The sequence below is a fragment of the [Clostridium] citroniae WAL-17108 genome (genome assembly GCF_000233455.1).
GTDB classification, from domain to species: domain Bacteria; phylum Bacillota; class Clostridia; order Lachnospirales; family Lachnospiraceae; genus Enterocloster; species Enterocloster citroniae.
In genome coordinates this window covers 28,662-54,911 of sequence record NZ_JH376436.1, presented here as the reverse complement: position 1 = coordinate 54,911, position 26,250 = coordinate 28,662, and the positions used below count along the sequence as shown (strand labels likewise).

General features: G+C 42.2%; 24 protein-coding genes and 1 pseudogene. 18 read left to right on the top strand and 7 right to left on the bottom strand.

Going from position 1 to position 26,250, the window contains the following annotated elements; translation table 11 throughout:
- The first annotated feature begins 262 nt into the window (after window positions 1-262).
- Window positions 263-775: an IS110 family transposase gene (locus HMPREF9469_RS30155; RefSeq protein WP_050814512.1), complete on the top strand. Its 513-nt coding sequence runs from the start codon at window positions 263-265 to the stop codon at window positions 773-775.
- 363 nt (window positions 776-1,138) lie between these two features.
- Here HMPREF9469_RS30155 and HMPREF9469_RS30150 read toward each other — a convergent pair whose 3' ends face one another.
- Window positions 1,139-1,621: a hypothetical protein gene (locus HMPREF9469_RS30150; RefSeq protein WP_007871641.1), complete on the bottom strand. Its 483-nt coding sequence runs from the start codon at window positions 1,619-1,621 to the stop codon at window positions 1,139-1,141.
- A gap of 416 nt (window positions 1,622-2,037) precedes the next feature.
- Here HMPREF9469_RS30150 and HMPREF9469_RS30145 point away from each other — a divergent pair, with 416 nt between their 5' ends.
- The 6 genes from HMPREF9469_RS30145 to HMPREF9469_RS30120 all read left to right on the top strand — a co-directional run bounded on the left by HMPREF9469_RS30145 (window position 2,038) and on the right by HMPREF9469_RS30120 (window position 6,178).
- Window positions 2,038-2,484, top strand: a complete 447-nt coding sequence (locus HMPREF9469_RS30145) for a MarR family winged helix-turn-helix transcriptional regulator (RefSeq protein ID WP_007871639.1) — start codon at window positions 2,038-2,040, stop codon at window positions 2,482-2,484.
- A gap of 6 nt (window positions 2,485-2,490) precedes the next feature.
- A complete protein-coding gene (locus HMPREF9469_RS30140; RefSeq protein WP_007871637.1) occupies window positions 2,491-3,858 on the top strand; it encodes an MATE family efflux transporter in 1,368 nt (455 codons plus the stop codon).
- 347 nt (window positions 3,859-4,205) lie between these two features.
- The gene (locus tag HMPREF9469_RS30135) at window positions 4,206-4,778 is read left to right on the top strand and encodes a hypothetical protein (RefSeq protein ID WP_007871635.1); all 573 of its coding nucleotides are present in this window, start codon (window positions 4,206-4,208) and stop codon (window positions 4,776-4,778) included.
- Window positions 4,775-5,302 (top strand): hypothetical protein, encoded by a 528-nt coding sequence (locus tag HMPREF9469_RS30130; protein ID WP_007871634.1) that lies wholly within the window; start codon window positions 4,775-4,777, stop codon window positions 5,300-5,302. The genes HMPREF9469_RS30135 and HMPREF9469_RS30130 overlap by 4 nt, the downstream gene beginning before the upstream one ends.
- Before the next feature lie 55 nt (window positions 5,303-5,357).
- Entirely contained in the window at window positions 5,358-5,846 is a 489-nt protein-coding gene (locus HMPREF9469_RS30125; RefSeq protein WP_007871632.1) for a DUF6560 family protein, read from the top strand.
- Window positions 5,847-5,863: 17 nt separating this feature from the next.
- Window positions 5,864-6,178 (top strand): hypothetical protein, encoded by a 315-nt coding sequence (locus HMPREF9469_RS30120; protein ID WP_007871631.1) that lies wholly within the window; start codon window positions 5,864-5,866, stop codon window positions 6,176-6,178.
- A gap of 124 nt (window positions 6,179-6,302) precedes the next feature.
- On the opposite strand, the gene HMPREF9469_RS32580 is transcribed toward HMPREF9469_RS30120, so the two are convergent.
- Window positions 6,303-6,680 carry a hypothetical protein gene (locus HMPREF9469_RS32580; protein ID WP_040417887.1) on the bottom strand — a complete coding sequence of 126 codons (378 nt, stop codon included), beginning with the start codon at window positions 6,678-6,680 and terminating at the stop codon, window positions 6,303-6,305.
- 117 nt (window positions 6,681-6,797) lie between these two features.
- Between HMPREF9469_RS32580 and HMPREF9469_RS30110 the strand changes: the two genes are divergently transcribed.
- Complete coding sequence (locus HMPREF9469_RS30110; RefSeq protein ID WP_007871627.1) at window positions 6,798-7,175, top strand: metalloprotease family protein; 378 nt, start codon at window positions 6,798-6,800, stop codon at window positions 7,173-7,175.
- A gap of 3 nt (window positions 7,176-7,178) precedes the next feature.
- On the opposite strand, the gene HMPREF9469_RS30105 is transcribed toward HMPREF9469_RS30110, so the two are convergent.
- Complete coding sequence (locus HMPREF9469_RS30105; protein WP_007871625.1) at window positions 7,179-7,994, bottom strand: hypothetical protein; 816 nt, start codon at window positions 7,992-7,994, stop codon at window positions 7,179-7,181.
- A gap of 1,052 nt (window positions 7,995-9,046) precedes the next feature.
- Here HMPREF9469_RS30105 and ltrA point away from each other — a divergent pair.
- Together ltrA and HMPREF9469_RS32695 are read left to right on the top strand one after the other, a co-directional pair.
- A complete protein-coding gene (gene ltrA / locus HMPREF9469_RS30100; RefSeq protein WP_006778114.1) occupies window positions 9,047-10,873 on the top strand; it encodes a group II intron reverse transcriptase/maturase in 1,827 nt (608 codons plus the stop codon).
- A 48-nt stretch (window positions 10,874-10,921) separates the two neighbouring features.
- Window positions 10,922-11,119 (top strand): hypothetical protein, encoded by a 198-nt coding sequence (locus HMPREF9469_RS32695; protein WP_118519178.1) that lies wholly within the window; start codon window positions 10,922-10,924, stop codon window positions 11,117-11,119.
- A gap of 884 nt (window positions 11,120-12,003) precedes the next feature.
- On the opposite strand, the gene HMPREF9469_RS33265 is transcribed toward HMPREF9469_RS32695, so the two are convergent.
- Both HMPREF9469_RS33265 and HMPREF9469_RS30090 read right to left on the bottom strand, forming a co-directional pair.
- Window positions 12,004-12,672 carry a transposase gene (locus HMPREF9469_RS33265; RefSeq protein ID WP_007871616.1) on the bottom strand — a complete coding sequence of 223 codons (669 nt, stop codon included), beginning with the start codon at window positions 12,670-12,672 and terminating at the stop codon, window positions 12,004-12,006.
- 124 nt (window positions 12,673-12,796) lie between these two features.
- A complete protein-coding gene (locus tag HMPREF9469_RS30090) occupies window positions 12,797-13,840 on the bottom strand; it encodes a LacI family DNA-binding transcriptional regulator (protein ID WP_007871613.1) in 1,044 nt (347 codons plus the stop codon).
- Window positions 13,841-14,067: 227 nt separating this feature from the next.
- Between HMPREF9469_RS30090 and HMPREF9469_RS30085 the strand changes: the two genes are divergently transcribed.
- From HMPREF9469_RS30085 to HMPREF9469_RS30055, 7 genes are all read left to right on the top strand, one after another.
- The gene (locus HMPREF9469_RS30085) at window positions 14,068-14,871 is read left to right on the top strand and encodes an ABC transporter permease (protein WP_007871610.1); all 804 of its coding nucleotides are present in this window, start codon (window positions 14,068-14,070) and stop codon (window positions 14,869-14,871) included.
- Complete coding sequence (locus tag HMPREF9469_RS30080; protein ID WP_007871607.1) at window positions 14,847-15,638, top strand: ABC transporter ATP-binding protein; 792 nt, start codon at window positions 14,847-14,849, stop codon at window positions 15,636-15,638. Before HMPREF9469_RS30085 ends, HMPREF9469_RS30080 begins: the two co-directional genes overlap by 25 nt.
- Window positions 15,639-15,673: 35 nt before the next feature.
- Window positions 15,674-16,762, top strand: a complete 1,089-nt coding sequence (locus HMPREF9469_RS30075; protein ID WP_007871604.1) for an ABC transporter substrate-binding protein — start codon at window positions 15,674-15,676, stop codon at window positions 16,760-16,762.
- Window positions 16,763-16,863: 101 nt separating this feature from the next.
- A complete protein-coding gene (locus tag HMPREF9469_RS30070; RefSeq protein WP_007871603.1) occupies window positions 16,864-17,685 on the top strand; it encodes a sugar phosphate isomerase family in 822 nt (273 codons plus the stop codon).
- A 92-nt stretch (window positions 17,686-17,777) separates the two neighbouring features.
- Window positions 17,778-18,929, top strand: a complete 1,152-nt coding sequence (locus HMPREF9469_RS30065; protein WP_007871600.1) for a class II fructose-bisphosphate aldolase — start codon at window positions 17,778-17,780, stop codon at window positions 18,927-18,929.
- Window positions 18,930-19,150: 221 nt separating this feature from the next.
- Window positions 19,151-20,347 (top strand): diphosphate--fructose-6-phosphate 1-phosphotransferase, encoded by a 1,197-nt coding sequence (locus tag HMPREF9469_RS30060; RefSeq protein ID WP_007871595.1) that lies wholly within the window; start codon window positions 19,151-19,153, stop codon window positions 20,345-20,347.
- A gap of 145 nt (window positions 20,348-20,492) precedes the next feature.
- Window positions 20,493-21,329, top strand: a complete 837-nt coding sequence (locus tag HMPREF9469_RS30055; protein ID WP_007871593.1) for a triose-phosphate isomerase — start codon at window positions 20,493-20,495, stop codon at window positions 21,327-21,329.
- 296 nt (window positions 21,330-21,625) lie between these two features.
- On the opposite strand, the gene HMPREF9469_RS33985 is transcribed toward HMPREF9469_RS30055, so the two are convergent.
- Window positions 21,626-23,077, bottom strand: coding sequence for a DDE-type integrase/transposase/recombinase (locus HMPREF9469_RS33985; protein ID WP_007871590.1), 1,452 nt, complete (start codon window positions 23,075-23,077; stop codon window positions 21,626-21,628).
- Window positions 23,078-23,246: 169 nt separating this feature from the next.
- Between HMPREF9469_RS33985 and HMPREF9469_RS30045 the strand changes: the two genes are divergently transcribed.
- Window positions 23,247-24,740, top strand: a complete 1,494-nt coding sequence (locus tag HMPREF9469_RS30045) for a lactate racemase domain-containing protein (RefSeq protein ID WP_007871587.1) — start codon at window positions 23,247-23,249, stop codon at window positions 24,738-24,740.
- Between the two features lie 284 nt (window positions 24,741-25,024).
- Here the strand turns inward: HMPREF9469_RS30045 and HMPREF9469_RS33980 are convergent.
- Window positions 25,025-26,023, bottom strand: a pseudogene (locus HMPREF9469_RS33980) (transposase).
- Window positions 26,024-26,250 lie beyond the last annotated feature (227 nt).

Below are 26,250 nucleotides of genomic sequence, written 5' to 3'. Positions count from 1 at the left end.
AGCTGTGTTAGAAGGTTGTAACATTAAATTAGGCAGTGTGATTACCGATATCAGTGGAAAAAGCGGAATGGCTATTTTAAAAGCGATCATATCCGGAGAAACAGATCCGATGTTTTAAGTGAATTAGCAGAAGGGCGTGCCAGAAATAAACTTCAGGAAATGCGAAGAGCTCTGCAGGGACGAGTTTTAGAACATCAACAAAAAATGTTAGAACATCAGCTTGTGCATATGGAAAGTCTTACTTCTTTAATCTCAGATTTAGATGAAGATATTAAAAAAAACAGACACTATAAGTTGGGCTGTTGAGGCTTTGGATGGGATACCAGGAATCGGTAGACAAAGTGCAGAACGCATTCTTGCAGAAGCAGGGGTGGAAATGGAACATTTTCAAAATGAATCGCGGTTTAGTTCGTGGGTGGGTCTGGTATCGGAATGTAAAGAAAGCGCTGGTAAAAAGATGAGTAGTCGAATACGAAAAGGAAATAAATATTTGAAAGCATGTTTGGTAGAATGTGCCCGTGCTGCAATAAGAAAAAAACAAAGCTATTTCTATTCACGATACCAACGAATTGCTGCACGCAGAGGAGGGAAACGAGCGCTGATAGCCATAGCACACACCATGCTAATAGCCATCTATCATATGCTAAAAGAAAAAGTTCCTTATTACGAATTAGGTGCAGATTATTATAGTGTAAAGAATCAAGAGAAATTAATCAAGAGAAATCTTCGTTCGTTAGAAAAGTTAGGGGTAGATGTAATGATTCAGCCAAAATAACTTCTCCCTGCTATTATTATAGGAAAGTGAAAAGCCCGCCAAAAGGCGAGCCTATTAAGAATGCTTGTTTATAGGTTATCGCTGAATTACGTTTTCAGGACAGCCCCTCGTTACTTTGAAGTTATGCTTTATTGTTCTTCTACCATCCCGAAAAAATGCAAGAAAGAGAAAATAGGCAGGCACCAATACCAAGTAAGATATACACGATGCGCAACCCTAACGAATAGGTTGCATCAGGATTGTTCGTTAAAAAACGGGGGAGTTTTATTTTATTACAGATAAGGCCGAACATAATAAATCCCGCACCGAGAATGAGCGTCCCATATTGCCAATAATCCCGTAAAAATGTTTCAATCCATTCCATTACTTTCCAACCCAATGCTCCAAACAATACTCATTCAGTTTGTCGTATTCAAACATGTAATTAACATCCATAAGATAGTTTGACATCATTGCCATGGAGCTAATGAGTTGTAAATCCATTTTGCCATCCTCTAATTGGCTATTCTTTAAGGCAAACAGGGTGGTTTTTTTGTCCTGCACCATTTCGGAGTTGGTTTTTGGACAATAAATCGGATCGCCAATCCACTCCCATTTGGGGTCTACCGGGATAAATACAATTTCAGGAATATGGTCAGCATTCACACCATAGCCAATAATCCAGTTGTAATAGGTATAAACAGTTTTCGTTAATTTTTTCTTTGTTGTCATTTTCCAGACAACTGCGGTCTGATAGTCTTTCCCCGTTTTTTCCTTAAATACTTCGGCTACTTTTTTCATATTTTCTTCTTGTTTCGTGGTCAGTTTACCTTGCAACGGTTTAATGATATTCCCAAACAATCCCATAAGTATCACCTTTCCTTTTATTATGATGATCGTATCAAATAGTTGCTGAAATTTTACCATATATTTTATTTATTCGCAATATAAGCGAAAATAAAATTATTTTTGTCAATTCCATCCTCGAAACAGGGTTCCCACAGAATCCACTGTTTCTACAATTCTTCCATTAGAAATTACAGAAACCACTTAATTTTCATTGTCGATCTGTGGAGTAGTGATTTTCGTCCACCCCACCCCCAGATTAGAGATTCTTCCTGACCATAACAATAGAAAAAAGGATATATTTTGATGCACTATATAATGATATGAAAGACATCCCTTCTAAGTATGTTCAAAAAATATTGACAATTTACAGGTAAAGAACTACGATATAAATCGCAAGCAATGAATCGCTTACGATTTATATGAAGGAGTACATTATGATTGAAGCAAAACAATACAAAACGGCAACTAAAATTGTTCAACTTGGCAATGCGATTACTTATTATCGAAATGTAAAAATGCATGCTTTAGGACTTACCTCCGTTCAAGGAGATGCAATTCGAGCTATTTTACACAATCCGGGGATTACTGCTTCCAGGCTGCAAGATCTCTTAGGATTATCACAATCTACCACTGCTGGCATTGTGGCTCGTTTAGAACACAAAGGATTTTTGAGCAAAATAAACAATAAGCTAGATGGACGAGAGTTGTTTCTGACACCTACACAGCGGTGTCTAAACTTAGAGGAACAATTAAAAGAAACCGCACTTGAAACACAGCGTTTACTCATAAAGGGAATGACGGATGAAGAACAGTTTGAGTTTAATCGGCTCTTGGAACTTGCCCTTACTAATATGAGTTCTGTAAGAATAGGAAAGGAATAAATAAGCATGACAACCACAATCGACAATAAAAAATATTTATTTGAAAACATGCCTATAGCTAGGGCATTAACGAAGATGGCAATACCTACCATCATTGGTCAGTTAATCACGATGGTATATAATTTAGCAGACACATTTTTCATTGGTCAAACAGATAACCCCTTTATGGTTGCGGCAGCTTCGGTTGCATTTGTTCTGTTCTTCATACAAAATGCTTTATCAAATCTATTTGGTGTGGGTGGTGGTAGTTTAATTTCTCGCTTATTAGGTCAAAATCGTAAAGATGAAGCAAAAAGAGTAAATGCTTGCAGCCTTTATGGGACAACCTTGTTGGCACTGTTATATTCTTGCGGTTGTTATATATTTATGGAGCCGTTGCTTGGCCTGCTGGGCGCTACAGATCATACAATTTTGTATTGTTGCCAGTATACATTTTGGGTAACTGTTATTGGCGGAGTACCTACTTGCCTTGCGTTGGTTATGTCCCATCTTCTTCGTAGTGAGGGATATGCAAAACAAGCAAGTTTTGGGTTGGGGCTTGGGGGGATATTGAATATTATTTTTGACCCAATCTTTATGTTTTTAATTTTTGCGCCGGGGCAAGAAGTAATGGGAGCAGCGATGGCCACTATGCTTTCTAATTGCATTTCTTTTTTGTATTTTGCAATTACTTGTCATTGCTTACGAAGGAATACGTCTTTTTGCATCGAACCAAGTAAAATGTTACCGGAAAAGAGGTCACTCATTGCCATCTTTGCTGTCGGGCTACCCTCTTCAATGGGGTCTCTGCTTTCCTGTGTTTCAAATAGTGTTGTGAATGGTCTTACATCCGGTTATAACGATTATACTCTTGCGGCAATGGGAATTGTAAAAAAGATAGAAATGCTTCCGATGAATGTAGGTATGGGGCTTTGTCAATCAATGGCTCCATTAGTAGCATATAATTATTCATCTCAGAACTACAAGCGAATGCACGCGTTCGCTAATGCAGCAAAAGTAGTATTGGCCGGAATTTGCATTGTTGTGTTTGAAATTTTCTCCAAATCGGTTTTTACCATTTTTATGAACGAATCGCGAACCGTTGCTTACGGAACTGATTTTTTAAGAATTGCTATTTTAGCAACACCTTTGATGATTTTTAATTTTCAAATGGGTTATACATTCCAAGCGATGGGCAAAGGCATGAAATCTTTGATTTTGACCGCCTGTCGTCAAGGTTTGATCAATATACCGATGTTATTTCTCATGAATCATCTATTGGGCCTGTATGGAGTGATATGGACACAGCTTGTAGCAGACGGAATTACGGTTGTGATTTCGGTTTCGCTTTATAGAAGCTTTATAAAGAAATTAACATTGCAAGAAGGACATTAAACAATATAGTTTTTGGACATAAGAAACGACTACAATCATAAGCGAAACTTGAGAAATAGGAAATCCGCAGGAACAGCTAGAGCTTACTTCGCTAAAGTGACCTAATTGCCTTTCTCTGTCAGAAAAATGCAAGACACAGGACAACGAGATATGGAAGTAAAAACACGGGGGACATGCGTAGAAAAAGTAAAGGGACAAGGCCCAATATTCAAAGCCTTGTCCTTTGCAATTTAATTGAAGGAATTGACCGAAAGGATTCTAATTAACTGAATCGCTCCGCAAGTATATTTCCAAACAACTGTACTTGTGGTAAAATAAAACAAAAGGAAAGCGAGAAGTGAGAGAATATGGGGAACAAAAACTACAAAAAGACTTCTTTATATGACGATTCTCTTGGAAAGCTATTCTGGAAGTCTGGTATGATAGGCTTGATTATTTTGGCTTTTGCAGAACTCATCATACTATTTGTATGTATTTACAGCGGTTATGATAAACAAGATACTCCTGTTCTATTGCTGCTGATGTGGGCGTTTGGAATGGTGTTTTTGTATCTCCGCACTATTCTTTCTCTTTTGCAAGTGCTTCGGCAACAAGCAACCATAGGAATCCGATGGAGAGACAGGGCAGATTTTGATAAACCAGAATATGAACGGGATTGGTATGTGATGTTTGACGGTGGAGGATTCCTGCTGTACCACAGAAATTACATTCAAAAAATCCTGCGCACGCTCAAAGAAGATCAAAGGTCTGGAGACAACCATACCAGAGAACAGTGGTACACACTTTTCTTTGAGGATATAACAGGAAAACAGAGAAAAATCAAGTTTTCCAGTACCGCGCTGGAAAGAGACTTTCGCAAATGGTATAAGAGAGAGAACAAGCATAAAGCGCACACGTTAGATAAGGGACACAGCTCATGAAAAAATGGATCGTTGTATCAGTAAATGCAATTCTGGAAGTGGTGATTATCTTTTGCTTTGAATTTACTTACAGAATCTATTGGGGAGACTATTTGGCCGGTGATTTTGGGGGCGGCCTCATATTTGCCTTTTTGGGTTGGGGCTTTGCATTGGTTGGACTTTTATTAACGCCATTATGTGTATTCCTATCAATATGGAGCATCGCTAAATTCAAAAATACATCAGAAAACAAGGAGATGCTACAATTTGCCCGGAACAGATTGAATGATGCACAATTTATGAAGCTCAGCCAATCGTGTCGAAGGTTCGTTTTTGTTACTTTGTCCGTTCCTATCCTCGTTTTCGTTCTCGTACCATTATTCATGCTTGTTCCCTTTAGATATTTGCCAGGATTGATTGTTGGATTATTGGCGTGGCTTATCTTAAGCCGGTTTATGGCTGGGAGCCTGTGGAGAGAGTATGTTAAGTTATATAAAAGCGATGGTATCTCGTTGGAACATGAAATTCAACGGTTGTTTCAATGAGCAAAAGAAAGATGCTTATTGAAAAAGAAGTTTAGTTATAAGGAGGAGCGATGTTATGTTAAGAGCCTTTGTCTTTACTGCCTTTATTTGCCCAATCATTTCCCTTATTTTAGACAGGGCACAAAAGGCAACGAAAAAAGCAAAATTCACGAATACTGTTTTTGTATCACACGCATACCAAAACGTTTTGCATGTTTGCGCATTGGTTATGGTTGGAATGGCACTGGTGTTGGGCCTTAGGTTTGGATTTGAAAACATAGTTGGACACTTAGTAGTATTCGCTGTTTTTGTTCTGTTGATTGAATTGTGTGCATGGGCTTTAAAGAGACACAAAGTAGTAATTGACGGAGATATTTTACATATTACACCTGCGGTTGGAAGAACAAGGAAAATTGCATTTCATGAGATTTCTCGCTACACGGAAAAAGAACATACAGGCTTAAAATTATTTGTTGGAAAGAAGAAAATCTGTACGGTTTCCTGTGATTGTGTCGGGTATAAAGAATTTCGTGAAATGTTAAAAAAGAGAGTAACTTGCGTGTAAATTTGGAGGAATTGAATATGTGGATGTTTTTTGGAATCGGAGCAATTATATTTGCCTCATTAGGAATCGTTTGGACGGTACAAGATAAAAAAGCAACGTGGTTTCGCTTTTTTAGTCTGTCCTTCACCGCATTTACTGTATGTGCCTTCTATTCAGATGGAGCAAGCGGAGTTATCAACGAATCCTGGGGTGATCTGATGGATATTATGCCTACAATGAGCAAGGCTTTGTGGGTATGTACGATTGCTTCTACTTTGATCAACGCCATATCTTTGCTTCGAGAAAGCAGAAGTGTAAAGAGCGATAAATCGAAAATCCCTGGAGATAAATGATGATAGAAAAAATCGAGCCACTCAGCATCGCGATGCTAAGTGGCTCGAATATTTGTTCACACCCTATTTAAAGCCGACATGCACTGGCATTCATACTCATCTGCCCGTCCTTCAATACCTTGCCTTATGTCCTAATCCTAAATGTTTTGGGCGCTAAACGATATACTAAAATACTCGCAACGATGCTGTAAAGGACACAAAACATAATGGTCAGTATTCCAAAGACCATAATCGGCATACGAATCTGCATGAAAGCCCAACAGATGATATAAGTTATTGCCGACACAATACGGTATGTGCCGCTTCTCAACTCGGTTCCAGCGTTATAGGGTTGAAGCAGATAGTAAATCGTAAGGTAGTGAATGGAGAAAAACAAACTCATACACAGGATGGAAACAATCAGCACGGCATAGTTGAGTGGATTATCCGTTCCTCCGGTAGCGAAAAGAATGAGCGCAAGCCCTCCACCGATCACCAGTGCCGGAACAGCATTGATTTTCATTATCTCACGCAAACGAATCTGAAACAATGACAATATCAAGCCTGGCTGTTTATAAAACGAAATCTGTCTCGGAAAGAGCAGCAGAGAAAGAAAAACTTCGATGCAATCTGTGAGACAATGATTGCAAACGGATATATCAAGTATGATTTAACCGTGGGGGTTGTGGCCGCGAATGTCCTGGCTATCCTGGTAATGGCTCCTTTTATGGCACTGGCGCTATGGATGTTCCACCTGACCGTCCCCAATAGTGCGGCAACATTTACAGCTAGGGATGGTGCTGTAATGCTGCTCATGATCATCGCTTTGATTGTGATTCATGAGTTGCTTCACGGCCTGACCTGGGGTTGCTTTGCCAAAAACCGTTGGAAATCCATCGACTTTGGTGTGATTTGGTCAATGCTTACCCCCCTACTGCACCTGTGCAGTACCATCCATATCAAATATAATAACTTTTTATCATCTAATAAAGAGTTGCTCCTTCCTGGCGCGGTATGATTGTCAGCACCGCTTCTTTTCTTTTTCCAGCACTCTTTTTGCAATCATGACAAAATGCAACTTAAAATTGTCTTCGGTGTCATTGACATTTAGGCCGGATTTTTCTTTCACCTTATATAAGGCGTTTCGGACCTCTTCCTCGCTGATGTTAAGTGATGAGGCAACGGCAGGTATCTGTTCCTTACATTTGTAGTATTTTCCCAATATCGTCTGTTCCTCATCGGTCAGTTGCAGTAAAATGGTACTGATTAAGGACTGCCCGTGAGCTAAGACCATGGCATTGATTGCACTGTATATCTCCATTCCAATGAAATCCAGAATACGGCGTTCCTTTTTGAATTTTTCTCCGGCATTAACGGCCCGCAGGCTGTTCTGATACGTGCGCTCTATGCCAGTCAATCCGTTTTCGGATGTGCCAATGCCAATGCGGATAAAGACGTCCGGCAGGTTCTTTTTTAAAAGATTCAGGGCCTCATCACATGCCTTGATACTAGCACTGGTTAATTCTTCTTTTGTGTGTGCGGCCAAAAAAAGTGTAGCTCCCTTATCACATGTCATGAACTGGGGGGAATCAATGGACTTATTTAAAGGACCATATGCCACTATTGGGGCTAACAGCGCCATTAATAAGTGCTTATCTTCATAAGAGACAATCATGTCAGAGGGATATAGAAAAGACATTGCAAGAAAGTAGTCCTTGTCGACATCAATGCCGAATTGCTTTCCAACGGATTTCATGAAAGCAACATCCTCATAGAAATGAATGGTGATATCATTTAGGTATGAGGAAAATGTAACATTAGTATCATTTTTGTTCATATGGTAGTTCCTCCTTATAATTGTAAAAATAATTGGATATGGTAAAAAGAAAACTGAACTTAAATGAAAAAACATATAATATACCTTAATATTGGGAAAGTCAAGAGAAAATAGGAAGTTTATGAAAAACAACAAACACATGCTTGAAAATTTGTCTAAAATAACAAAGGAAACAGATTGCATTTTTATAGAAAATATCATTATAATTATTTTTTACGCTACTTAATAAAAGTTATAGAGGGAAGAAATTATGGCGAAGGTAAGTGGCTTATTACGTATTCCGGTATTGAGGAGAATTAATAGTGCGACACGTTCCTAGCTGAAAAGGTTAGGCACCAAACGTAAGAATGTAACAAAGTTCGGTTTAGGAGAACTGATAATCCGATAGGTGGAATGATAGGGGAACGCCTTGAAACGCCTGCCTAAAACTGCGAATGGCATGATTGTGATTAAGCACAAGATTGTCATAAAGCTCGCTGAAGTCGCCTGTATGCACTTGCTAAGGTCAAAAAGGATACAGCAAAACCAAGCCAGAGGTGGCTGGGAGTGATAGGGCGGGGTCTATAAAATACCTATGGTTAGAATTCTACTGTAAAAAGGCAGTAGACGGCGAACCTTTGAGTGTACGGGTCTAAATCTCTAAACAGTCTAACGGCTGTGCTTGCAGAATGCAAGGTCTGTGAGGATTAGTAAAACTTGTTGATATGAAACTCCTTACACCGTTACAGGCGGTGTCAAAGCAGACAGGCTTAAAGAAGGAACCTAAGGGTATATATGTAAAGATAGGATTATCGGAACGTGGTAAGTCAGCAACGTGGAGGGCTTAATCCCTATGAAGCGTTAGCAGGGAAAACATTTTGTATAACCTGCTTTTATGTTGATGAAAGTAGTGGCACAGTACCGATGAAGCCGTGATAATAAGCGGTGGAGGGATAGCCACAAGTCAGTATTTACAGTAAAACACAACTTACAAACAGTTATGAAACTGCATAAGGTTCGAGTATGACTAAGAGAGGCAGGATTTCCGCAATTAAGGAAGTGAAAGCCGACTTATGGCAACTAGAAAATCAAGGAAGAAACAGCGATTGAGAAACAATGAGTATTATGATACTCAGGCGATTTATGATGAACTGTATTCCAAAGCAAAAGAAAATCGGAGATTTACAAATCTATATGACCTGATTGTAAGCAGAGAAAATATATTGCTTGCATATCGTAACATCAAAAAGAATAAAGGCAGTAAGACCAAGGGAGTCAATGCTACTACGATTCTGGATATTGGAAAAGACAATCCGGAGAGGTTAATCTCATATGTGCGAAATAGAATGTCAAATTTTCAACCAATGCCAGTTCGTAGGGTAGAAATTCCAAAAGATAATGGGAAAGTACGACCACTGGGGATTCCGACCATGGAAGACCGGCTGATACAACAATGTATTAAGCAGGTTCTTGAGCCGATTTGTGAAGCCAAATTTTATAAACATAGTTATGGCTTCCGTCCGAATCGGAGCACTCATCATGCCATTGCCAGAGTGTTGGCACTGACCAACCGGCATAACTTTCAGTATGTAGTAGATATTGATATTAAAGGATTTTTCGATAATGTCAATCATGGGAAACTCATGAAACAGTTATGGAGCCTGGGGATTCAGGATAAACAATTGTTATGTATTATATCCAAGATGCTAAAGACTGAAATTAAAGGAATAGGGGTTCCACAAAAAGGGGTCCCGCAAGGCGGAATTCTCAGTCCATTATTATCTAATGTCGTTCTTAATGAGTTAGACTGGTGGATTGCAAGCCAGTGGGAGAACCATAAAACCCACCACTCATATAAAAATCCGACAAGAAAATATGAGTTGTTGAGAAGGGGTAATTTAAAAGAAGTATTTATCGTCAGATATGCCGATGATTTTAAGTTACTCTGTAAAGATAGAAAAACTGCCGAAAAGATGTTTGCAGCCACAAAACAGTGGCTTGAAGAAAGACTGGGCTTAGAAATCAGCCCGGAAAAGTCCAAGATAGTAAATCTAAGAAAACGATATTCTGAATTTTTAGGATTTAAGTTGAAGCTTTGGAAGAAAGGTCAGAAATATGTGGTCAAATCCCACATGACAAAGAAAAGCAAAGAAAAATGCAAGAAAGAATTAAAACAGAAAATCAAAGTATTACAACATGATGCTATCGGTGCACGGGTACAGCAGTTTAATGCTACTGTACTGGGGTTGCATGGGTATTATAAGATAGCCAGTCATATCAGTAAAGACTTTGCAGAAATCGCTTTTCATGTCAATAAGAGCCTTTATTGCAGAACGAAATGTATACGAAGTAAACGAGGTAATAAAAGCAGGGCATATGAACGCTTTTATGGAAAGTGTAAGGTAAAGCCCCTATTTATACAGCGGGTGGCACTTTATCCAATCCATTACGTGCAGACAACTCCACCGGTATGTTTTTCGCAGGATATATGCAATTACACGGTGAACGGCAGGGAGAAAATCCATAAATATCTGCAAAATTTCAGTTATGATACATTGCAATATATCATGAAGAATCCTGTTCAGAACCAAAGTCTGGAATACAATGATAACCGGATATCACTTTACGTTGGACAACGTGGAAGGTGTTTTATTACAGGAGAAAAACTGAAAATATCAGATATGGAAGTACATCATAAAACCATGCGTTCGGAGGGAGGCACAGATGCATATAAAAATCTGGTGTTTGTTACTGGAGCAGTGCATAAGCTGATTCATACAAAAGAAGTAGAAACCATTGAAAAATACCTTGAATTGTTGAAACGAAAATCAATAGACTTCGTGAAGCTGAATAACTTGAGACGTTTAGTTGGAAATTGTGAGATTAGTGAGAATAAGTAAATATTGATGGAACGCCGTGTGAAATGAAAGTTTCATGCACGGTGTGGAGTGGGGGAAAATCCGGAGATAACTTCAAAGGATTACCTATCACTATTATTTGCTGGGGAAGAGGAACTCAAGAGGAAGATTGAGCATGTGACAGTCATGGAAGGGCCAGATATTAAGCAGTGGTTGAAAGGAAAGGGCTTTTTTCTCCTCCTCGCTTTTACTCTGTGCGTAAAAGAGAAGAGGCTCAATGCCGGCTGATTGAGAATCTAGACGATACGTGTTGCTGTAAAAACAGGGCAATATGTGAATGTGATTTCAGAACAGGTAAAATAAACGTCTGACAAATGTGGCATTCCTGTTTGCAATACCCTTTCAAACGACATATATCTACTTGTTGATGAACATAGTGAAAACTAATTAATAGAATAACAGTAAAAATATTAAAAAATTACTCTGAAATACGCCTAGGGAAAATTATAAGACACAAAAAGTATACATAGAGGAAGAACTTTATGTACAATAAGCCATGTATCTCAACAACCACTGGCCTTAGCCAGTGATTGTTGAGATACGGTAACTATTGGATTGAAATATAGGGGATTTTGGATGCCGTTGCAGAAAAATCTATGTTAATACAAGTTAATGTAAATGTGATGATGTTGGGGTCAAAACATAGGCAATGCTATGTTTGATTCTCTCATAGGAACCTTGAAAATTTAATATTTTACAGTAGATGGGTTATATATTGTTTATCCGGTTTAAGAATATTGGAATATCCCCGGTTTGGTTTTAGGCCAGTATTGTATTCAGAGCATAATTACCCAAGCCCTTTCGAAAACCAGGGAGCTTCCTAAAATTTAATGCAGCTATCATACTGCCGAAAAAGAGCTTCCTACGTTGCTTCACCCTGGGAAGTTTGTCGAGATGGTAATTCTTTCGGATATTGGACGGTATGCTCTCCACACCATTCCTCAACTTTGCTAAATTGCTGAATTTTTTTCCTTGCATATATCTCTGGCTTTTTGCTCTGATCGAACAACCGTCTGGTCAGAAAGGCATCTGACAAAAAGCTGATATTCTGTGGCCTCTTCAAAATCTGTTTTACAGATATCAAGCAGGCAGTTGCTGTCTGCCAGCAAAGTTTAGATCATTGCCTCCATGTGGCCATTTCTCTGGTGGTAAAAGATTAGGCTATAGTCATTTGGAATCGTGTAATGTTTTAATGATTCAACCACCTGATCCGGATGAGCATTTGTAAGGAGCATAACCAGTTTTGAAATACAGATGTAAATTAATTCCATACGACTTAAAAATCTAATATTGGATTTCATCATCATAGAATCCATCCGGCGAATATGACCGTTTAGTTTCATTATTCGGGCAATCTTACCGCTGAGATTTTTTACACAATCATGATATAAGTTAACACCATGAATTGTTTCGTAGTCGTAGCATCTCTTGCGGAAACGGCTCAGCGTTTTATCCGAAAGCGGCTGCTCTGCAAAGCTTGTCGTGTGTAAAGCGTATTGAAGGTGGAGGTCAAACATAAGATTTTCAAAAAGCTCATCGTCAGAATAGTCAAAAAGCTCTTTGATGATGAGTGCACTTATGATAACATTTACAGGTGCAGTAGGTCTGGAATCTTTATCGCTATATAGGACAGAAAAACGTTGTTCATCGATCACCGGAAAAATTTCATCCGCGAAAAACTTTGCCCATGACTTTTCCAATGCTTTTCTTTCACGTTCAGTCAGCTGAATAAAGCTATCTTCCAATGCTAATTGTTGACATTCGTTTGTTTTAAAAGACATAGTACGTTCCACCTTTCAGAAGTTATTACTATTGTAACTCATAAAAGGACTGATTGCTTACGCTTACTGTAAAATATTAAATTTTCAAGGTCCTATGGATTGGACTTTTGACCCTAACATCATTTCATTTAAGTGTTGATAAATTATAAGATGGGCTATATGGTCTACAGCTTTCACGATTAGCTAAATAATATGGTAGGTTGATTACAACAGGAAGGCAATGGCCACCTTCAATTCGGTCAATCAAAATTTTAGCGGTCATTTGCCCCATTTCCTCTACAGGCATGTGAATAGTAGTCAGCATAGGAGAAAGATATTGAGCTGTATCAATATCATCAATACTAATGATTGATATATCGTCCGGAATTTTACGTCCAGTTTCCTGAATCGCTCTCATAGCTCCGATGGCAGTTACATCGTTGCAACAAAAGAGTGCAGACACGTCAACACTGCGATCAATCAATTTTTTTGCCCCACAATAGCCACCTTCGGATGAAAGAGGGACATTAACCACATATTCTTTTTTGAATGGCAATCCAGAAGTATTCAATGCAGAGCAGTAACCAGTATATCGATTTTCATACGTAGTCTCACCAATGTAACCAATCCGCGAATGACCGAGATTTATAAGGTAATCCATTGCTGTTAAAGCGGCCTGATATCCATCGCTAATGATTTGGTCATATTTGGCGTCCAAAAGATTCAAGCCAGTATAAGCAACGCACTTGAAATACCTCTTTAGGGCACTAAGCGTCTGCTTACTGCATCTTCCTAAAATGGCAACTCCATCGACATGATTGTCTGTAATGAGCCGAAGTATATTGGGGTGATGAATGTCAATCGCTGTAAAGGAATACTTTAAAATATAATTACGTTTAAACGCCTCTTGCTCAATGCTCCTGGCAAGAGAAGAGAAGAAAAGATCCGATTTAGAATCTTCTGCTCTGGCAAATAAGCATGCAATTGAGTGGGATATGAGAGGTGAGTTAGCACCTTTCATTTTTAACTCGCGTGCGGAAGTGTTGGGAACATATCCAGTGCGCCGGACAATTTCCCAAAGTCGCTCTTGAACCTCTTTGCTAGCAGCACGTGTGTCATTATTATTAATAACGCGAGAAACTGTCGAAATGGATACGCCAGCTTCTTTAGCAATTTCCTTTAATGTCATAAATTCATCACCTTTTATGTAAGTAGTATTATTGAATTATACTCTATCACAAGTATATAGAAAAAACAAACAAAATATCATATAATAAATACCCAATATTTGTAAAAAGTCTTGAAATACGCAAACGTTTGACTAAATAATAGATGATATTTGTGTTTGATATGTTATAATTATTAAAACAAAGAGAACTGGTATTTGTGATAAATACAGAGAAAGGGGATATGCAAATGTTTTTAAAACAATCTGAAAACAAAAAGAAAAAAGACATCATTGCCTTAATACCAAATTGGGGCTGGTTACTTCTATCTTTTATGGTTGCTTTAGCTCTTTGGTTCTGGCTGTCGGTCAATCCATCCACCGCTAGAAGTTTTCCATTTCTTCCAGAAATATTTCAATCACTGAAAACTATGATTGAGAGGGGGGTTCTGTGGAATGACTTTTCCAGCAGTATGATTTCTGTGATTTTGGGATTTATTCTTGGATTTGTTACGTCAGTTCCGATCGCATTTTTGATGGCATGGTATCGTCCGGTACGCTACATCGTGGAACCGTGGATTCAGTTCATTCGTAATATTCCACCTCTGGCATACGTTCCTCTGGTTGTTATTGCTGCAGGAGTTGGCAGGAAGCCGCAGGTTATTGTCATCTGGATGGCTACTTTCTTAATTATGTGCGTTACGATTTATCAGGGCGTCCGCAACGTGGATGAGACACTGATTAAGGCCGCGCGGGTTCTGGGAGCAAAAGACCGAGATATCTTTGTAAAGGTTATTTTCCCGGCAACGACTCCGTTTATTATTACAGCGGTTCGTCTAGGTGTATCTGTCGCCCTTACAACATTGATTGCAGCTGAGTCGACAGGCGCCGTGGCAGGACTTGGTATGAGAATTCGTTCTTTGAACAACAGCTTCGATGTTCCACCGATGCTTCTTTATATCATTATCATCGGTATCATTGGAATTACAAGTGAAAAGATCATCAAATATCTGGAAAGGAAATTCACGGGATGGCAGGAAACGAGAGAAATATAAAGGTTAGGATTGACCATGTGGAGAAAATCTATGAAGGCCGCAAGGGTCGTATGATTGCGTTGAATGGAATTGACCTGGATATTATGGAGAACGAGTTTATCTGCGTAGTCGGTCCTTCTGGTTGTGGGAAATCTACCCTGTTGAACATTATTGCCGGTCTTCTTCCTGCAACCTCCGGTGCCATCTATGTGGACGGCAAGAAGGTGGAGGGCACAGGGACGGAACGCGGAGTAGTTTTTCAGCAGTATGCCCTCTTTCCATGGTTGACCGTATTAAAAAATGTTATGTTTGGCCTTAAATTAAAGGGAATGATCGATGAACAGGCGAAGGAAATCGCTATGAAGTACATAAAAATGGTGGAACTGGAAGAATTTGTGGATGCATACCCGAAGGAACTCTCAGGCGGCATGAAGCAGAGGGTGGCGATAGCCAGAGCGTATGCGGTACAGCCGGAAGTGCTTCTCATGGATGAACCCTTTGGAGCACTGGATGCTCAAACAAGAACCCAGCTTCAGTCAGAGCTCACAAAGACATGGCAGGAAGAGAAGAAGACGTGTTTCTTCATCACCCATGATGTAGAAGAAGCTGTCCTTCTGGCAACCAAGGTTATTATTATGAGCGCGAGACCAGGCCGTATTAAGAAAATTGTGGATATCAATCTTCCATATCCGCGTACGCAGGAGATGAAGATGGAGCTTCCATTCCTGGATTTAAAGACTTATATCTGGGGCGAGGTTTATCATGAATATCTGGAAGTGCGTAAATAATATATAAAAACGGCATTTAAAGGAGGAAAACATTTATGAAGAAGGCATTACCATTAATTATGGCGGCTCTGGTAGCATCATCAATGGCAGGCTGCGGAAACAGCAAGACAGAAGCAACAACAGCAGCACCGGTGGAGATGACAACAGAGGTACTGGAAGAGACAATAAAGGAAGAGACAAAAGAAGAGGAGACAACAGAGGCACCTACAGAAGCCAAGGCAGAACCGATTACCATGAACGTGGCATATATGCCTAACTACGGAAGCTTATGGTCCGTGATGACGGCAAAGGAAAAAGGCTATTTTGATGAGGAAGGCATTACCGTAAACCTTGTGGAATTTGCAGATGGTCCAACCATCATCGCAGCCATGGAATCCGGCAGCATTGATGTAGGGTACATCGGTCAGGGAGCTCATAAGCTCTGTGTCAATGGACAGGCGAAGATTTTTGCTTTGTCTCATATTTCCAATGGTGATGCTTTAATTGCCGGCCCCGGAATTGCTAAAGTAGAAGACTTAAAAGGAAAGAAGGTTGCATATTCTTCCGGTACCTCCAGCGAGGACATTCTGGTTAGCAGCCTGACAAAGGCCGGTATGACCATGGAGGATATTACTGCTGTAGATATGGATGCATCCGGTATTGTTACCGCCATGATTTCCGGCGGCGTAGATGCATGCGCCACATGGTCTCCAAACAGTTTAAAGATTTTAGAGGAAGTGAAAGATTCCACAAAGCTCTGTGATAACTTAACGTTCTCCGACATCACGGTATCCCTTGCAAGCTGGATTGCAACACCAAAGTATGCGGAAGCAAATCAGGATAATATCCTGCGTTTCACAAAGGCATTATTTAAGGCCATGAACTACGCGGCAGACGATCATTATGATGAGGTTGCCAAGTATGTTTCGACACAGACGGCCACTGATTACGACAGCGTTTATGCACAGCGCGGTGATGCGGACTGGCTGACAGGAAAAGAAGTCTCCGAGGGAGCGGCAGACGGTAGTGTAGAAAATTACTATAAGATTCAGCAGGATAACTTTATCAATTCAGGCGTGGTTGAGAAGGAAGTTCCGGTAGCCGATTACGTTATGATCGCTAACATGATAGAAGCAGGCAAATAAGAAGTAAACAGTAACTGTTAAAAGTAATACACAGGTGAAGAGAGTGTCCCGGAGATGGTATCTCCAACTCAGAGACACTCTCTTTTCTAAGGAGGTTAAAGATGAATCACGCATATTACCAGTACAACAAAGAACAGCTTTTAAAGAATCCGAGGCTCCCGCTGATCTGCATGCCTGATAATGCCACGGTATTTCAGGCGATGGCAAAGGAGATGTTCCAGGCGATCGAGGAGAACAACCAGGCCGGAGAGAAGACAGTATTTATCTGCCCGGTTGGCCCGGTTGGCCAGTACCCCTATTTCGTGGACATGGTCAACGAAAAGAATTTGAGTCTTAAGAATACCTGGTTTATCAACATGGATGAGTATCTAGATGACGATAAAAAATGTATTACAATGGATCACCCGTTAAGTTTCCATGGGTTCATGGAAAGGACTGTCTATACGAAAATCAGGCCGGAATTAATTATGCCGGAAGAGCAGCGGGTATTCCCGGATCCTGACAATGTATGCTATATTCCGGAGCTGATTGAGAAGCTGGGCGGTGTCGATATCGCATTCGGAGGCATCGGCATCAATGGCCATGTGGCATTTAATGAGGCAGATCCTTCTCTTACACCGGAGGAATTTCTGGTGCAGAAAACGAGGGTTCTGGCTATTACACCGGAGACTAGGACGGCCAACGCCATCGGTGATTTCGGCGGAGCGCTGGAGGATATGCCGCATTATTGCGTGACGATTGGAATCTATGAGATTGCCCATGCGAGAAAAATCCGCCTGGGTGTATTCCGCAACTGGCACAGAGCGGTGGTGCGCCGTACGGCTTACGGAGAGCCGTCCACCGATTTTCCGGTGAGCTTACTTCAGAACCATCCGGATATTATGTTGATGCTGACGGAATATGTGGCGGCCCTGACAGACTGACAAGGGAAGACACGGTATAGGGAGCAGGAAGAAGAAAAACAGAAAAGCAGTGAAAACAGAAACTGCACAGGAAAAGAGGGAGGATAAAGACAATGCCATTGATTCCATTAAGACCTCTGATGGAGGCAACTATAAAATACGGATTCGGTCAGGGCGCATTTAATGTAAATGCGGTAGCCCAGGCAAAAGCGGCCATCGAAGTGCACGAGATGTTTCGTTCCCCGGCCATTTTACAGGGAGCAGATTTAGCAAATGGCTTTATGGGCGGCCGTACGGATTTCATGAACGCAACGCTGGAAGACAAGAAAATCGGCGCCAAGAATATCGCGGATGCAGTAAAGAAATATGGAGCCGATTCTGAGATTCCAATTGTACTGCACTTAGATCACGGCCGCGATTTTGATTCCTGCGTGGCGGCGATTTCAGGAGGCTATACCTCTGTCATGATTGATGGCTCCTCGCTGCCGTTTGACGAGAATGTGGAGTTGACAAGAGAAGTGGTAAAATATGCACACTCAAGGGGCGTCAGTGTGGAAGGGGAGTTGGGGGTTCTGGCCGGTGTGGAAGACCACGTCTTCTCTGATTCTTCTACCTATACAAATCCGTTAAAGGCAGTAGAGTTTTTCCGCAAGACCGGCGTGGACGCGCTTGCCATTTCCTACGGAACCATGCACGGAGCGTCCAAGGGAAAAGACGTGAAGCTGAGAAAGGAGATCGCCATGGCGATTAGAGAGTGCTTAAGCCACGAAGGTATTTTCGGTGCGCTTGTATCCCATGGCTCCTCTACGGTTCCGAAATATATTGTAGATGAGAACAATGCCCTGGGTGGAGACCTGACGAATACCTATGGAATCGCTGTTGAAGAGCTGCAGGCCGCCATTTCCTGTGGAATCAACAAGATCAACGTGGATACCGATATCCGCCTGGCAGTTACGAGGAACATGAAGGAACTGTTTGTAAAATATCCGGAACTGCGTACCAGTACGTCCATCGGTGAGATTTATGAGTTGCTAGAAGCGAAAAAGAGCCAGTTTGACCCGCGTGTCTTCCTTCCTCCGATTATGGATACAGTTATGAAGGGAAACATCCCGGATGAAGATGTGGCGGCCATCGTAAACTGCGTAGAACGCGGTGTGAAGGAAGTGGTAGGAACGCTGATTGTGCAGTTTGGCTCGTTTGGCAAGGCACCGCTGGTGGAGCAGGTGACTCTGGAAGAAATGATTGAGCGGTATAAGAAAAATTGATATGTTTTTCGTATAGTTCTGGAGGCGCATTCGAATGGGAGGTTTACCGAGCTAATGTAATATTTTATTGTGTTGTATAGAGATGGCCATGAAATTATTAATAGTATGAAAAAATAAATTTATCAGTAAAAGTTATATATTATCACTTGGTTGGCTACAAAGCAATCATAGTTTGAATAACGCGTTATCCAAGTAAGTATATCCAAATGAGGTGGAAAAGCATGACAGAAAATGTTTTGATTGTCCATGGAGGCGGACCAACAGCGGTTATCAACTCTTCCCTTTACGGAGTTATAGAGGAAGCGAAGAAGATTGGAAAATTTGATAAGGTTTACGCGGCAATCGGAGGAAGTGAAGGGATTTTGAAGGAGTGCTTTTTAAATCTTCTGGCATTTCCGGAAGAGAAACTGAAGCTGCTCTTGGAAACTCCTGCAACGGCAATCGGATCGTCTAGGTATGCGTTGGATCAGGAAGATTATGAGGCCATGGTCGGTATTTTTAAAAAGTATGAGATTAAGTATGTGCTGTTAAACGGTGGGAACGGAACCATGGATATGTGTGGACGTATTTATGAGGTTTGTAAGGACAAAGATATCCGCGTGATTGGAATTCCCAAAACTATCGATAACGATATTGCAATTACAGACCACGCGCCGGGGTTTGGGAGCGCAGCAAGATACATAGCGGCTACAACCGCTGAGGTGGGCGTGGATGTAAAAGCTCTTCCAATTCATGTATGTATCATTGAGGCCATGGGACGGAATGCCGGCTGGATTACCGCGGCATCTGCTCTGGCCAGGAAAAAGCCAGGGGACGCCCCTCATCTGATCTATTTGCCGGAAAGGGCTTTTAACGAGGAGGAATTCTTAGAAGATGTAAAACAGCTTCATAAAGAGAAGGGTGGAGTTGTAGTTGTAGTCAGCGAGGGCCTCAAAAATGAAGCAGGTGAACCCGTTGTTCCACCAATTTTCAAGACGGAGCGGGCAACCTATTATGGAGATGTCAGCGCCTATCTGGCCGAGCTGGTTATTAAGAAACTGGGAATCAAGGCGAGAAGTGAGAAACCGGGTATCTGCGGGAGGGCTTCAATCGCATGGCAGTCTCCTGTGGATCGCGATGAGGCTGTTTTGGCGGGAAGGGAGGCATTAAAAGCGGCAGTTGCCGGTCAAAGTGGCGTTATGGTTGGATTTATCCGTGATGAAGAGGCGGAGAAGACTAACGGCGTATATCGCATGCATACAGAGATGATACCGATTAAAGAAGTAATGATGTATGAGCGTACTATTCCGAAATCCTACTTAAATGAGCGCGGCAATGATGTGACAGAGGAGTTTATCCGCTGGTGCAGACCTTTGATTGGGCCGGAATTGAGAGACTTTATTGATTTTAACATAACTAGTAGAACTCATACCAAATAACTTATGGTTTATCTGACGCAACATCATTGAGATATTGTACTTTTGGGTCTGATGAAACGTGAAGATACGTAAAGTGAGTTATCTTAATGAGAATTAAAGAATATTATGAGTGGTGTATTCAAACTGAAAACAAGGAGCGTAGTTCATGAGACACATTTTTTTGAATCTGAAACGGTTTGACATCCCAAAAGAATACGGCGGGGTAAACAGTATTGCTCCAATCGGAGAATGGGGAAGCTTTATTGTCTCCAATACACAGGAGCAACTAAAAAAGTACGCCAGAGAAGAAGTGGAATTTGCTATGTATTTGCCAGAGGCACACTTGATTCCCGCTGTGGGAGCGCTGTGTGAGAACAGTCCGGTTAAAGTGGGATGTCAGGGCGTATACCGGGATGATACGGCGATTGGGGGTGGCTTTGGCGCTTTTACAACGAACCGGACCGCGAACGCGGCAAAAGCCATCGGCTGTACTACGACAATCATCGGTCACTGTGAAGAGAGAAAAGACAAGGCAGGAATCCTTGCGGAAGCCGGTGTTACGGATACAAAGGCAGTGAATCGTCTGCTGAATCAGGAGATAAAGAAGGCTGTTTCTTCTGGTCTTTCTGTGCTATATTGTATCGGAGAGCCTTCTGAAGATCAGGAGAGATGGAAAGAGGTATTAAAAGAGCAGATTGATATCGGTTTGAAGGGTGTGGAAAAAGAGCTGGTTACCATTGCCTATGAACCGGTCTGGGCCATCGGACCTGGAAAGATTCCGCCGGATAAAGATTATATCACCATGATCGGTACCTATATAAAAGAAATCGCCGAAGGCTGCGATGTTGTGTACGGAGGCGGATTAAAGGTGGATAACGCGAAGATGCTGGCTTCTGTGCCGGTAATGGATGGAGGCCTCATCGCATTGACCAGATTCAAGGGGGAAATCGGTTTTTATCCGGAGGAATATCTGGGCATCATCAAGACATACATGGGATATTAACACTGTAATGAGAAATGGTAGTGTCAAATGATTTATGAAAACCCAAAGCCGGGGTAAACCGGCAGCATTAGAACCTTGAAAATTGCAGATATGTAAGAAACCAGCAGTTTCCGCCACCCTTGACGGCACACTAAAACAATGCTCTGAACGTCTTACCGATGGAGAAGAACTCAAGAACAGATCACGTTTCACCATCGTTGTCACAGCATTGTAGCATTGTTTTGGCGTGCCATCAAGGGCAGGTCCCTGCGGGATGGCTGTGTTTTGGCCCTCCGGCTTGGAATCTAAGAACAGATTTAACTGGATGCCTGCTGCTCCTGCAGATGGAGGATCGTCTGCTGTCCGAGCAGGATCAGGAGCCGCCATTTGCCAGGCATATTGTCCGCACCTTCCAGAATGTCCACTTGATTGAGCACCTGATAATGGTTGTGCTGGTGTGGGCGCAGGAAGTTGTAGTAAGCAACCCAGAGTGCCACGTTATAGTTTGCGCCATTGTAATTATCATAGCCGCAGCTGACTCGGTAAGTGGATTTAAACGTACGGTTGAGCCGTTCGATCATCTGCTTGTAGGGACGGAACTCCTTGGAGACCGCATCATTGTTTGTGAGTCCAATTACCTGAGTGATGTCAAACGTGAAGCCTTCCCTCAGTTCTTTTGCGAACGGCAGGGCCGCTAGGGGATAGGCGCTGTACCCATCGGCAATGAACCGAAACTTCTCCGGGAGTTGTTTTATACCCCGGAAAGCCATGCGCATGGCGAGGATACATGGGCCGACCGAGCGGTTGTCTGAAGCCTGGTAACCGAGGATGGAGCGTGAGGCAGCGTCCATGATGAACCAGATATAGCCTTTGATGCCGCGTACCTTGATATAAGTCTCATCAGCAGTGAACACGGATGATTTCGGATATTCATAGTGGTCAATAAAGGGCTTGATGACAATGGCGGCCGTCCTGGCATAGTTGGCAACCTGCTGGTGGGAAATCCGAATGCCATAGAGATCGTTTAAAGCCTGTGCGGTCTTTCTCAGGGAAAGCTGGAGGTTCACATGCATGGTAAGGCACAGGGACATGACGTGTGCGTTGTGCCTGGAGAACTTCAGGGAGGAAGCGCTCTTTGGCAGGGAGTCTAAGTCTATGCGGAAGAAATCCACGGTGAACTCCCGGTAGAGGTAATGGAGCTTGTATTTATTTTTGCCATAGTCTTCGTCCAAATGTTTTTTATCAACGCTGGAGAGGTTATGCAGATAGAAGGAGCACTTAGGGTTGATGCATTTGTGGATGCGGAAGAACTTCCGGCCCTTTTTTGGGACAAGGGAGTGCCCGCAATAAGGACACACGAACCGAACGGGCGAGGTAACCACCTCTCCCGTGACGAACGTCTGGCCACAGACCTTGCACTGGTACTGTCCGTTCCCGACATTGTTATCGTAGAGATAGTGGTGAGGAGCGCCACAGAGGGGACAGACAATATCCTCAGGGATGGATTTCCCGTTACGCCTCTGGACCGGTCTGACGGTTTTGGAATACTTCCAAAGATAGTACTCGAGAAGGAACTGCCAGTCCTGTTTGATGAATGGCTGAATGACAGGTAGGCGGTCAGTGGTAAACTTCTGGTATTTAGGGGAGTGGGAATCATCGAAAGCCCACTGCTTGAGAGGAATATATCTGCAGATGAAGTTCAGGAGCCAGCAAATGGTTTTATATTGTTCTTGAATTACAGTAAGTAAATAGAGTATAATGTTATCCATAGCAATGATCACTTTTTTGGTTATGTTGTTGTGGTGACTACATTATACCAAAAAAGGGAGGTCATTGCTTTTTTATTTTTAAAAGTAGTGTAATCCATGGAAATACAAGGTTTTTAATAAAAAACGGGGTGTCAGACTTGACACTATGAGAAATTGAGGAGGAAATAATATGAAATTATCATTTGAATATGGCGCAGGCCTTATGGCAGCAGAACTTCCCGATACAACTGACATCTTTATTCCTGGCGAGACTGTGCCGGATCCGGCATGCATACCGGAGAACCGTCTGATTGAAGAGACTTTAAAGTCCATCAGGAACCCTATGGGAATGGAACCGCTTTCTGAGCTGGCTCACAAGGGATCCAAGGTTACCATTATTTTTCCGGATCGCGTAAAAGGCGGAGAGCAGCCAATGTCCCACCGCAAGATTTCTATTAAACTGATTCTGGACGAACTGTATGCGGCTGGTGTTGAGAAGAAGGATATCTTATTGATCTGTTCGAATGGTCTCCATCGGAAGAATACGGAACAGGAGATACATAACATTCTGGGTGATGAGCTGTTCCATGAATTCTGGCATACACACCAGATTATCAACCACGATAGCGAGGATTACGATCATCTGGTAGATTTGGGAACCACGGACAGAGGGGACCCGGTTTTGATGAATAAATACGTCTACGACAGTGATGTTGCGATTCTGATTGGCCATACTCAGGGCAATCCTTATGGGGGATATTCAGGAGGATACAAGCACTGTGCAACGGGGATTACCCATTGGCGCTCCATCGCCTCTCACCATGTTCCAGAAGTTATGCACCGGAAGGATTTTACCCCGGTAAGCGGAAAGTCCCTGATGAGAACGAAGTTTGATGAAATCGGACAGCACATGGAGAAATGCATGGGCAAGAAGTTTTTCTGCTGTGATGCGGTTCTCGATACAAAGTCCAGACAGATTGAAATCAACAGCGGATATGCAAAGGTTATGCAGCCTCATTCCTGGATTACGGCAGACAAGAGAACGTATGTGCCGTGGGCAGAGAAGAAGTACGATGTCATGATATTCGGTATGCCTCAGTTTTTCCATTACGGGGAAGGCATGGGAACCAATCCGATTATGCTGCTTCAGGCTATTTCTGCGCAGGTTATCAGGCACAAGAGAATTATGAGCGATCACTGTGTGATTATCTGTTCTTCTCTCTGCAACGGATATTTTCACGATGAACTGTGGCCGTATACAAGGGAGATGTATAAGATGTTCCAGCATGACTTTATGAATACGCTGCCTGACATGAACCGCTACGGCGAGTATTTTGCAACCAATGAGGAGTATATCAGAAAGTACCGCTACTGCAACGCGTTCCATCCATTCCATGGATTTTCCATGATCAGCTGCGGCCATATTGCAGAGATGAATACCTCCGCAATTTACATTTGTGGCGCTCAGGATCCGGGCTACGCAAGGGGAATGGGACTTAAGACGAGAGCGACCATTGAAGAGGCTCTGAAGGATGCAAAGAAGAAATTTGTAGGACCAAATCCGAATATTCTTGCGCTTCCACAGACATTTAAGCTGGGGGCTGTACATTTGATGATGAAGGATGACGTGTATGAGGGAAAGGGGGCAGAAGATTGTGCCTGTGCAGCTCATATGCACCATTAATTGAATGGTGGTGTGTGCAGAAATAACATAATTCCTGACTCATACAACAATGGAACGGCCTTATAGTGGCAGGACTTTGCGGCTGGCAGGCCGTTCTAAACGATGCCCGGCGCTCTTTGAAATATTATGGAGACAGGGCATTGGCTGTACCGTTAACAGAGTTTATGGAAGCCTGCAAATAAAAAGTTAAGCTAAATCTTATTGAAAATTTTATACAGGTTGAAAAGTGGGTATCAGAATAAGACCACTAGGGTATGTCGGTTTAAAGACAGGTGATGTGCTAGTTATTCCAATGCCGGAAGAGCGGAAAGATATTCTTTCACTCGTCCATAGTAAACACGGAAAAACTTATTGGCGCCTGCGGTCATGTAAACATAATAAGGTTTCCCTTCTGCGCGCTGTTTATCTATGAACAGATAAACAGGGGCATCCGGTTTGGTTTTTACCAGGACGTCCATGACCTGGAATAGTGTTTTACTCAAGACCGGTGGGCCATGCTTGGAAGCATGCACACACTTTTGGGAATAATATCCGGAATCGTTGACGCCCGGATCTACCCCGGCGAATGCTGTGATAGTACTTTTATGGGTAAACCGTGTGACATCTCCAATCTTAGCCATAAGCTGAGAAGCAAGGGAAGAACCGACTCCTTTCATTGCCATGACAGCCGGATATTCAGGTAGTTTCATTCATCAGAGTATGGAATGCGCTACGGTCTGGGAAGCGGAATTCACTTGTTGTACAGCCTGTTTGATGATGCGCTTTGTAAAGTGATCCTTTGGAAGGATAGGGATAAGTTCCTTTGCTGTCCCGTAGATTTCTTCCTCTGTTGTTCTGCTGAAGTTGTATTTTTTACGGCAGCACCACTTTTGATAGTGTTCGATAAAAGCAGTGAGAGACATTCGCGGATGCAGTCGACATGCCAGTAAGTCACGGGCAGGGCTGGCGAAGAGTGATTTTTACGGAATCCACTTTATTGGTCTTTACTCTTCGGGGAGGATTGGCCTGACCTTGAAAGTTACGGATGATCTGCGGATTCGCTGCACAGACAAAGAATTCGGCTTGAGACAGTTCACGGGCAACCGATTCGTAGTAACGGCCGGTACACTCCATAACAATGCGAGTTAGGCTATCTCATGCCTTGCTCTGCTGAATGAGCTGTTGGAAGCTGCCGCACATATGTGGAACATCAAGAGGTTTTGCAACAACCTCGCCGCGGGACGGAGAATGGTTACAGTGCTCTTACTTTTGGGAACGTCAATACCTACTGCGTTCATGATCATAAAAATGTCACTCCTCTACTTTTATTTCAATTGGTCAATACCAGTTTTACTCAATGCCCATTCAATCTACTGTGGGGTGACCCGAACGCCACCGGGAGGCGGCTCAACCTGCATAAAGCGAACGCTGCGAATGAAGATCTGGTTAGAAGACTTTCGTACGGGTGCAAAGCCCAAGGAGGTTTCCACTATACAGATTTCCCTTACATTCTAACAGCTTAAGCAACAAG

Coding starts and splice junctions, on each gene's coding strand:
- HMPREF9469_RS30055 (WP_007871593.1), top strand. CDS start 20,493: ATGAGACACATTTTTTTGAATCTGAAACGGTTTGACATCCCAAAAGAA.
- HMPREF9469_RS30080 (WP_007871607.1), top strand. CDS start 14,847: ATGGCAGGAAACGAGAGAAATATAAAGGTTAGGATTGACCATGTGGAG.
- HMPREF9469_RS30125 (WP_007871632.1), top strand. CDS start 5,358: ATGTTAAGAGCCTTTGTCTTTACTGCCTTTATTTGCCCAATCATTTCC.
- HMPREF9469_RS30090 (WP_007871613.1), bottom strand. CDS start 13,840: ATGACATTAAAGGAAATTGCTAAAGAAGCTGGCGTATCCATTTCGACA.
- ltrA (WP_006778114.1), top strand. CDS start 9,047: ATGGCAACTAGAAAATCAAGGAAGAAACAGCGATTGAGAAACAATGAG.
- HMPREF9469_RS30145 (WP_007871639.1), top strand. CDS start 2,038: ATGATTGAAGCAAAACAATACAAAACGGCAACTAAAATTGTTCAACTT.
- HMPREF9469_RS30140 (WP_007871637.1), top strand. CDS start 2,491: ATGACAACCACAATCGACAATAAAAAATATTTATTTGAAAACATGCCT.
- HMPREF9469_RS33985 (WP_007871590.1), bottom strand. CDS start 23,077: ATGGATAACATTATACTCTATTTACTTACTGTAATTCAAGAACAATAT.
- HMPREF9469_RS30065 (WP_007871600.1), top strand. CDS start 17,778: ATGCCATTGATTCCATTAAGACCTCTGATGGAGGCAACTATAAAATAC.
- HMPREF9469_RS30105 (WP_007871625.1), bottom strand. CDS start 7,994: ATGAACAAAAATGATACTAATGTTACATTTTCCTCATACCTAAATGAT.
- HMPREF9469_RS30120 (WP_007871631.1), top strand. CDS start 5,864: ATGTGGATGTTTTTTGGAATCGGAGCAATTATATTTGCCTCATTAGGA.
- HMPREF9469_RS30070 (WP_007871603.1), top strand. CDS start 16,864: ATGAATCACGCATATTACCAGTACAACAAAGAACAGCTTTTAAAGAAT.
- HMPREF9469_RS30060 (WP_007871595.1), top strand. CDS start 19,151: ATGACAGAAAATGTTTTGATTGTCCATGGAGGCGGACCAACAGCGGTT.
- HMPREF9469_RS30085 (WP_007871610.1), top strand. CDS start 14,068: ATGTTTTTAAAACAATCTGAAAACAAAAAGAAAAAAGACATCATTGCC.
- HMPREF9469_RS33265 (WP_007871616.1), bottom strand. CDS start 12,672: ATGTCTTTTAAAACAAACGAATGTCAACAATTAGCATTGGAAGATAGC.
- HMPREF9469_RS30130 (WP_007871634.1), top strand. CDS start 4,775: ATGAAAAAATGGATCGTTGTATCAGTAAATGCAATTCTGGAAGTGGTG.
- HMPREF9469_RS32580 (WP_040417887.1), bottom strand. CDS start 6,680: ATGAAAATCAATGCTGTTCCGGCACTGGTGATCGGTGGAGGGCTTGCG.
- HMPREF9469_RS30110 (WP_007871627.1), top strand. CDS start 6,798: ATGATTGCAAACGGATATATCAAGTATGATTTAACCGTGGGGGTTGTG.
- HMPREF9469_RS30075 (WP_007871604.1), top strand. CDS start 15,674: ATGAAGAAGGCATTACCATTAATTATGGCGGCTCTGGTAGCATCATCA.
- HMPREF9469_RS30155 (WP_050814512.1), top strand. CDS start 263: ATGAAGATATTAAAAAAAACAGACACTATAAGTTGGGCTGTTGAGGCT.
- HMPREF9469_RS30135 (WP_007871635.1), top strand. CDS start 4,206: ATGGGGAACAAAAACTACAAAAAGACTTCTTTATATGACGATTCTCTT.
- HMPREF9469_RS30150 (WP_007871641.1), bottom strand. CDS start 1,621: ATGGGATTGTTTGGGAATATCATTAAACCGTTGCAAGGTAAACTGACC.
- HMPREF9469_RS30045 (WP_007871587.1), top strand. CDS start 23,247: ATGAAATTATCATTTGAATATGGCGCAGGCCTTATGGCAGCAGAACTT.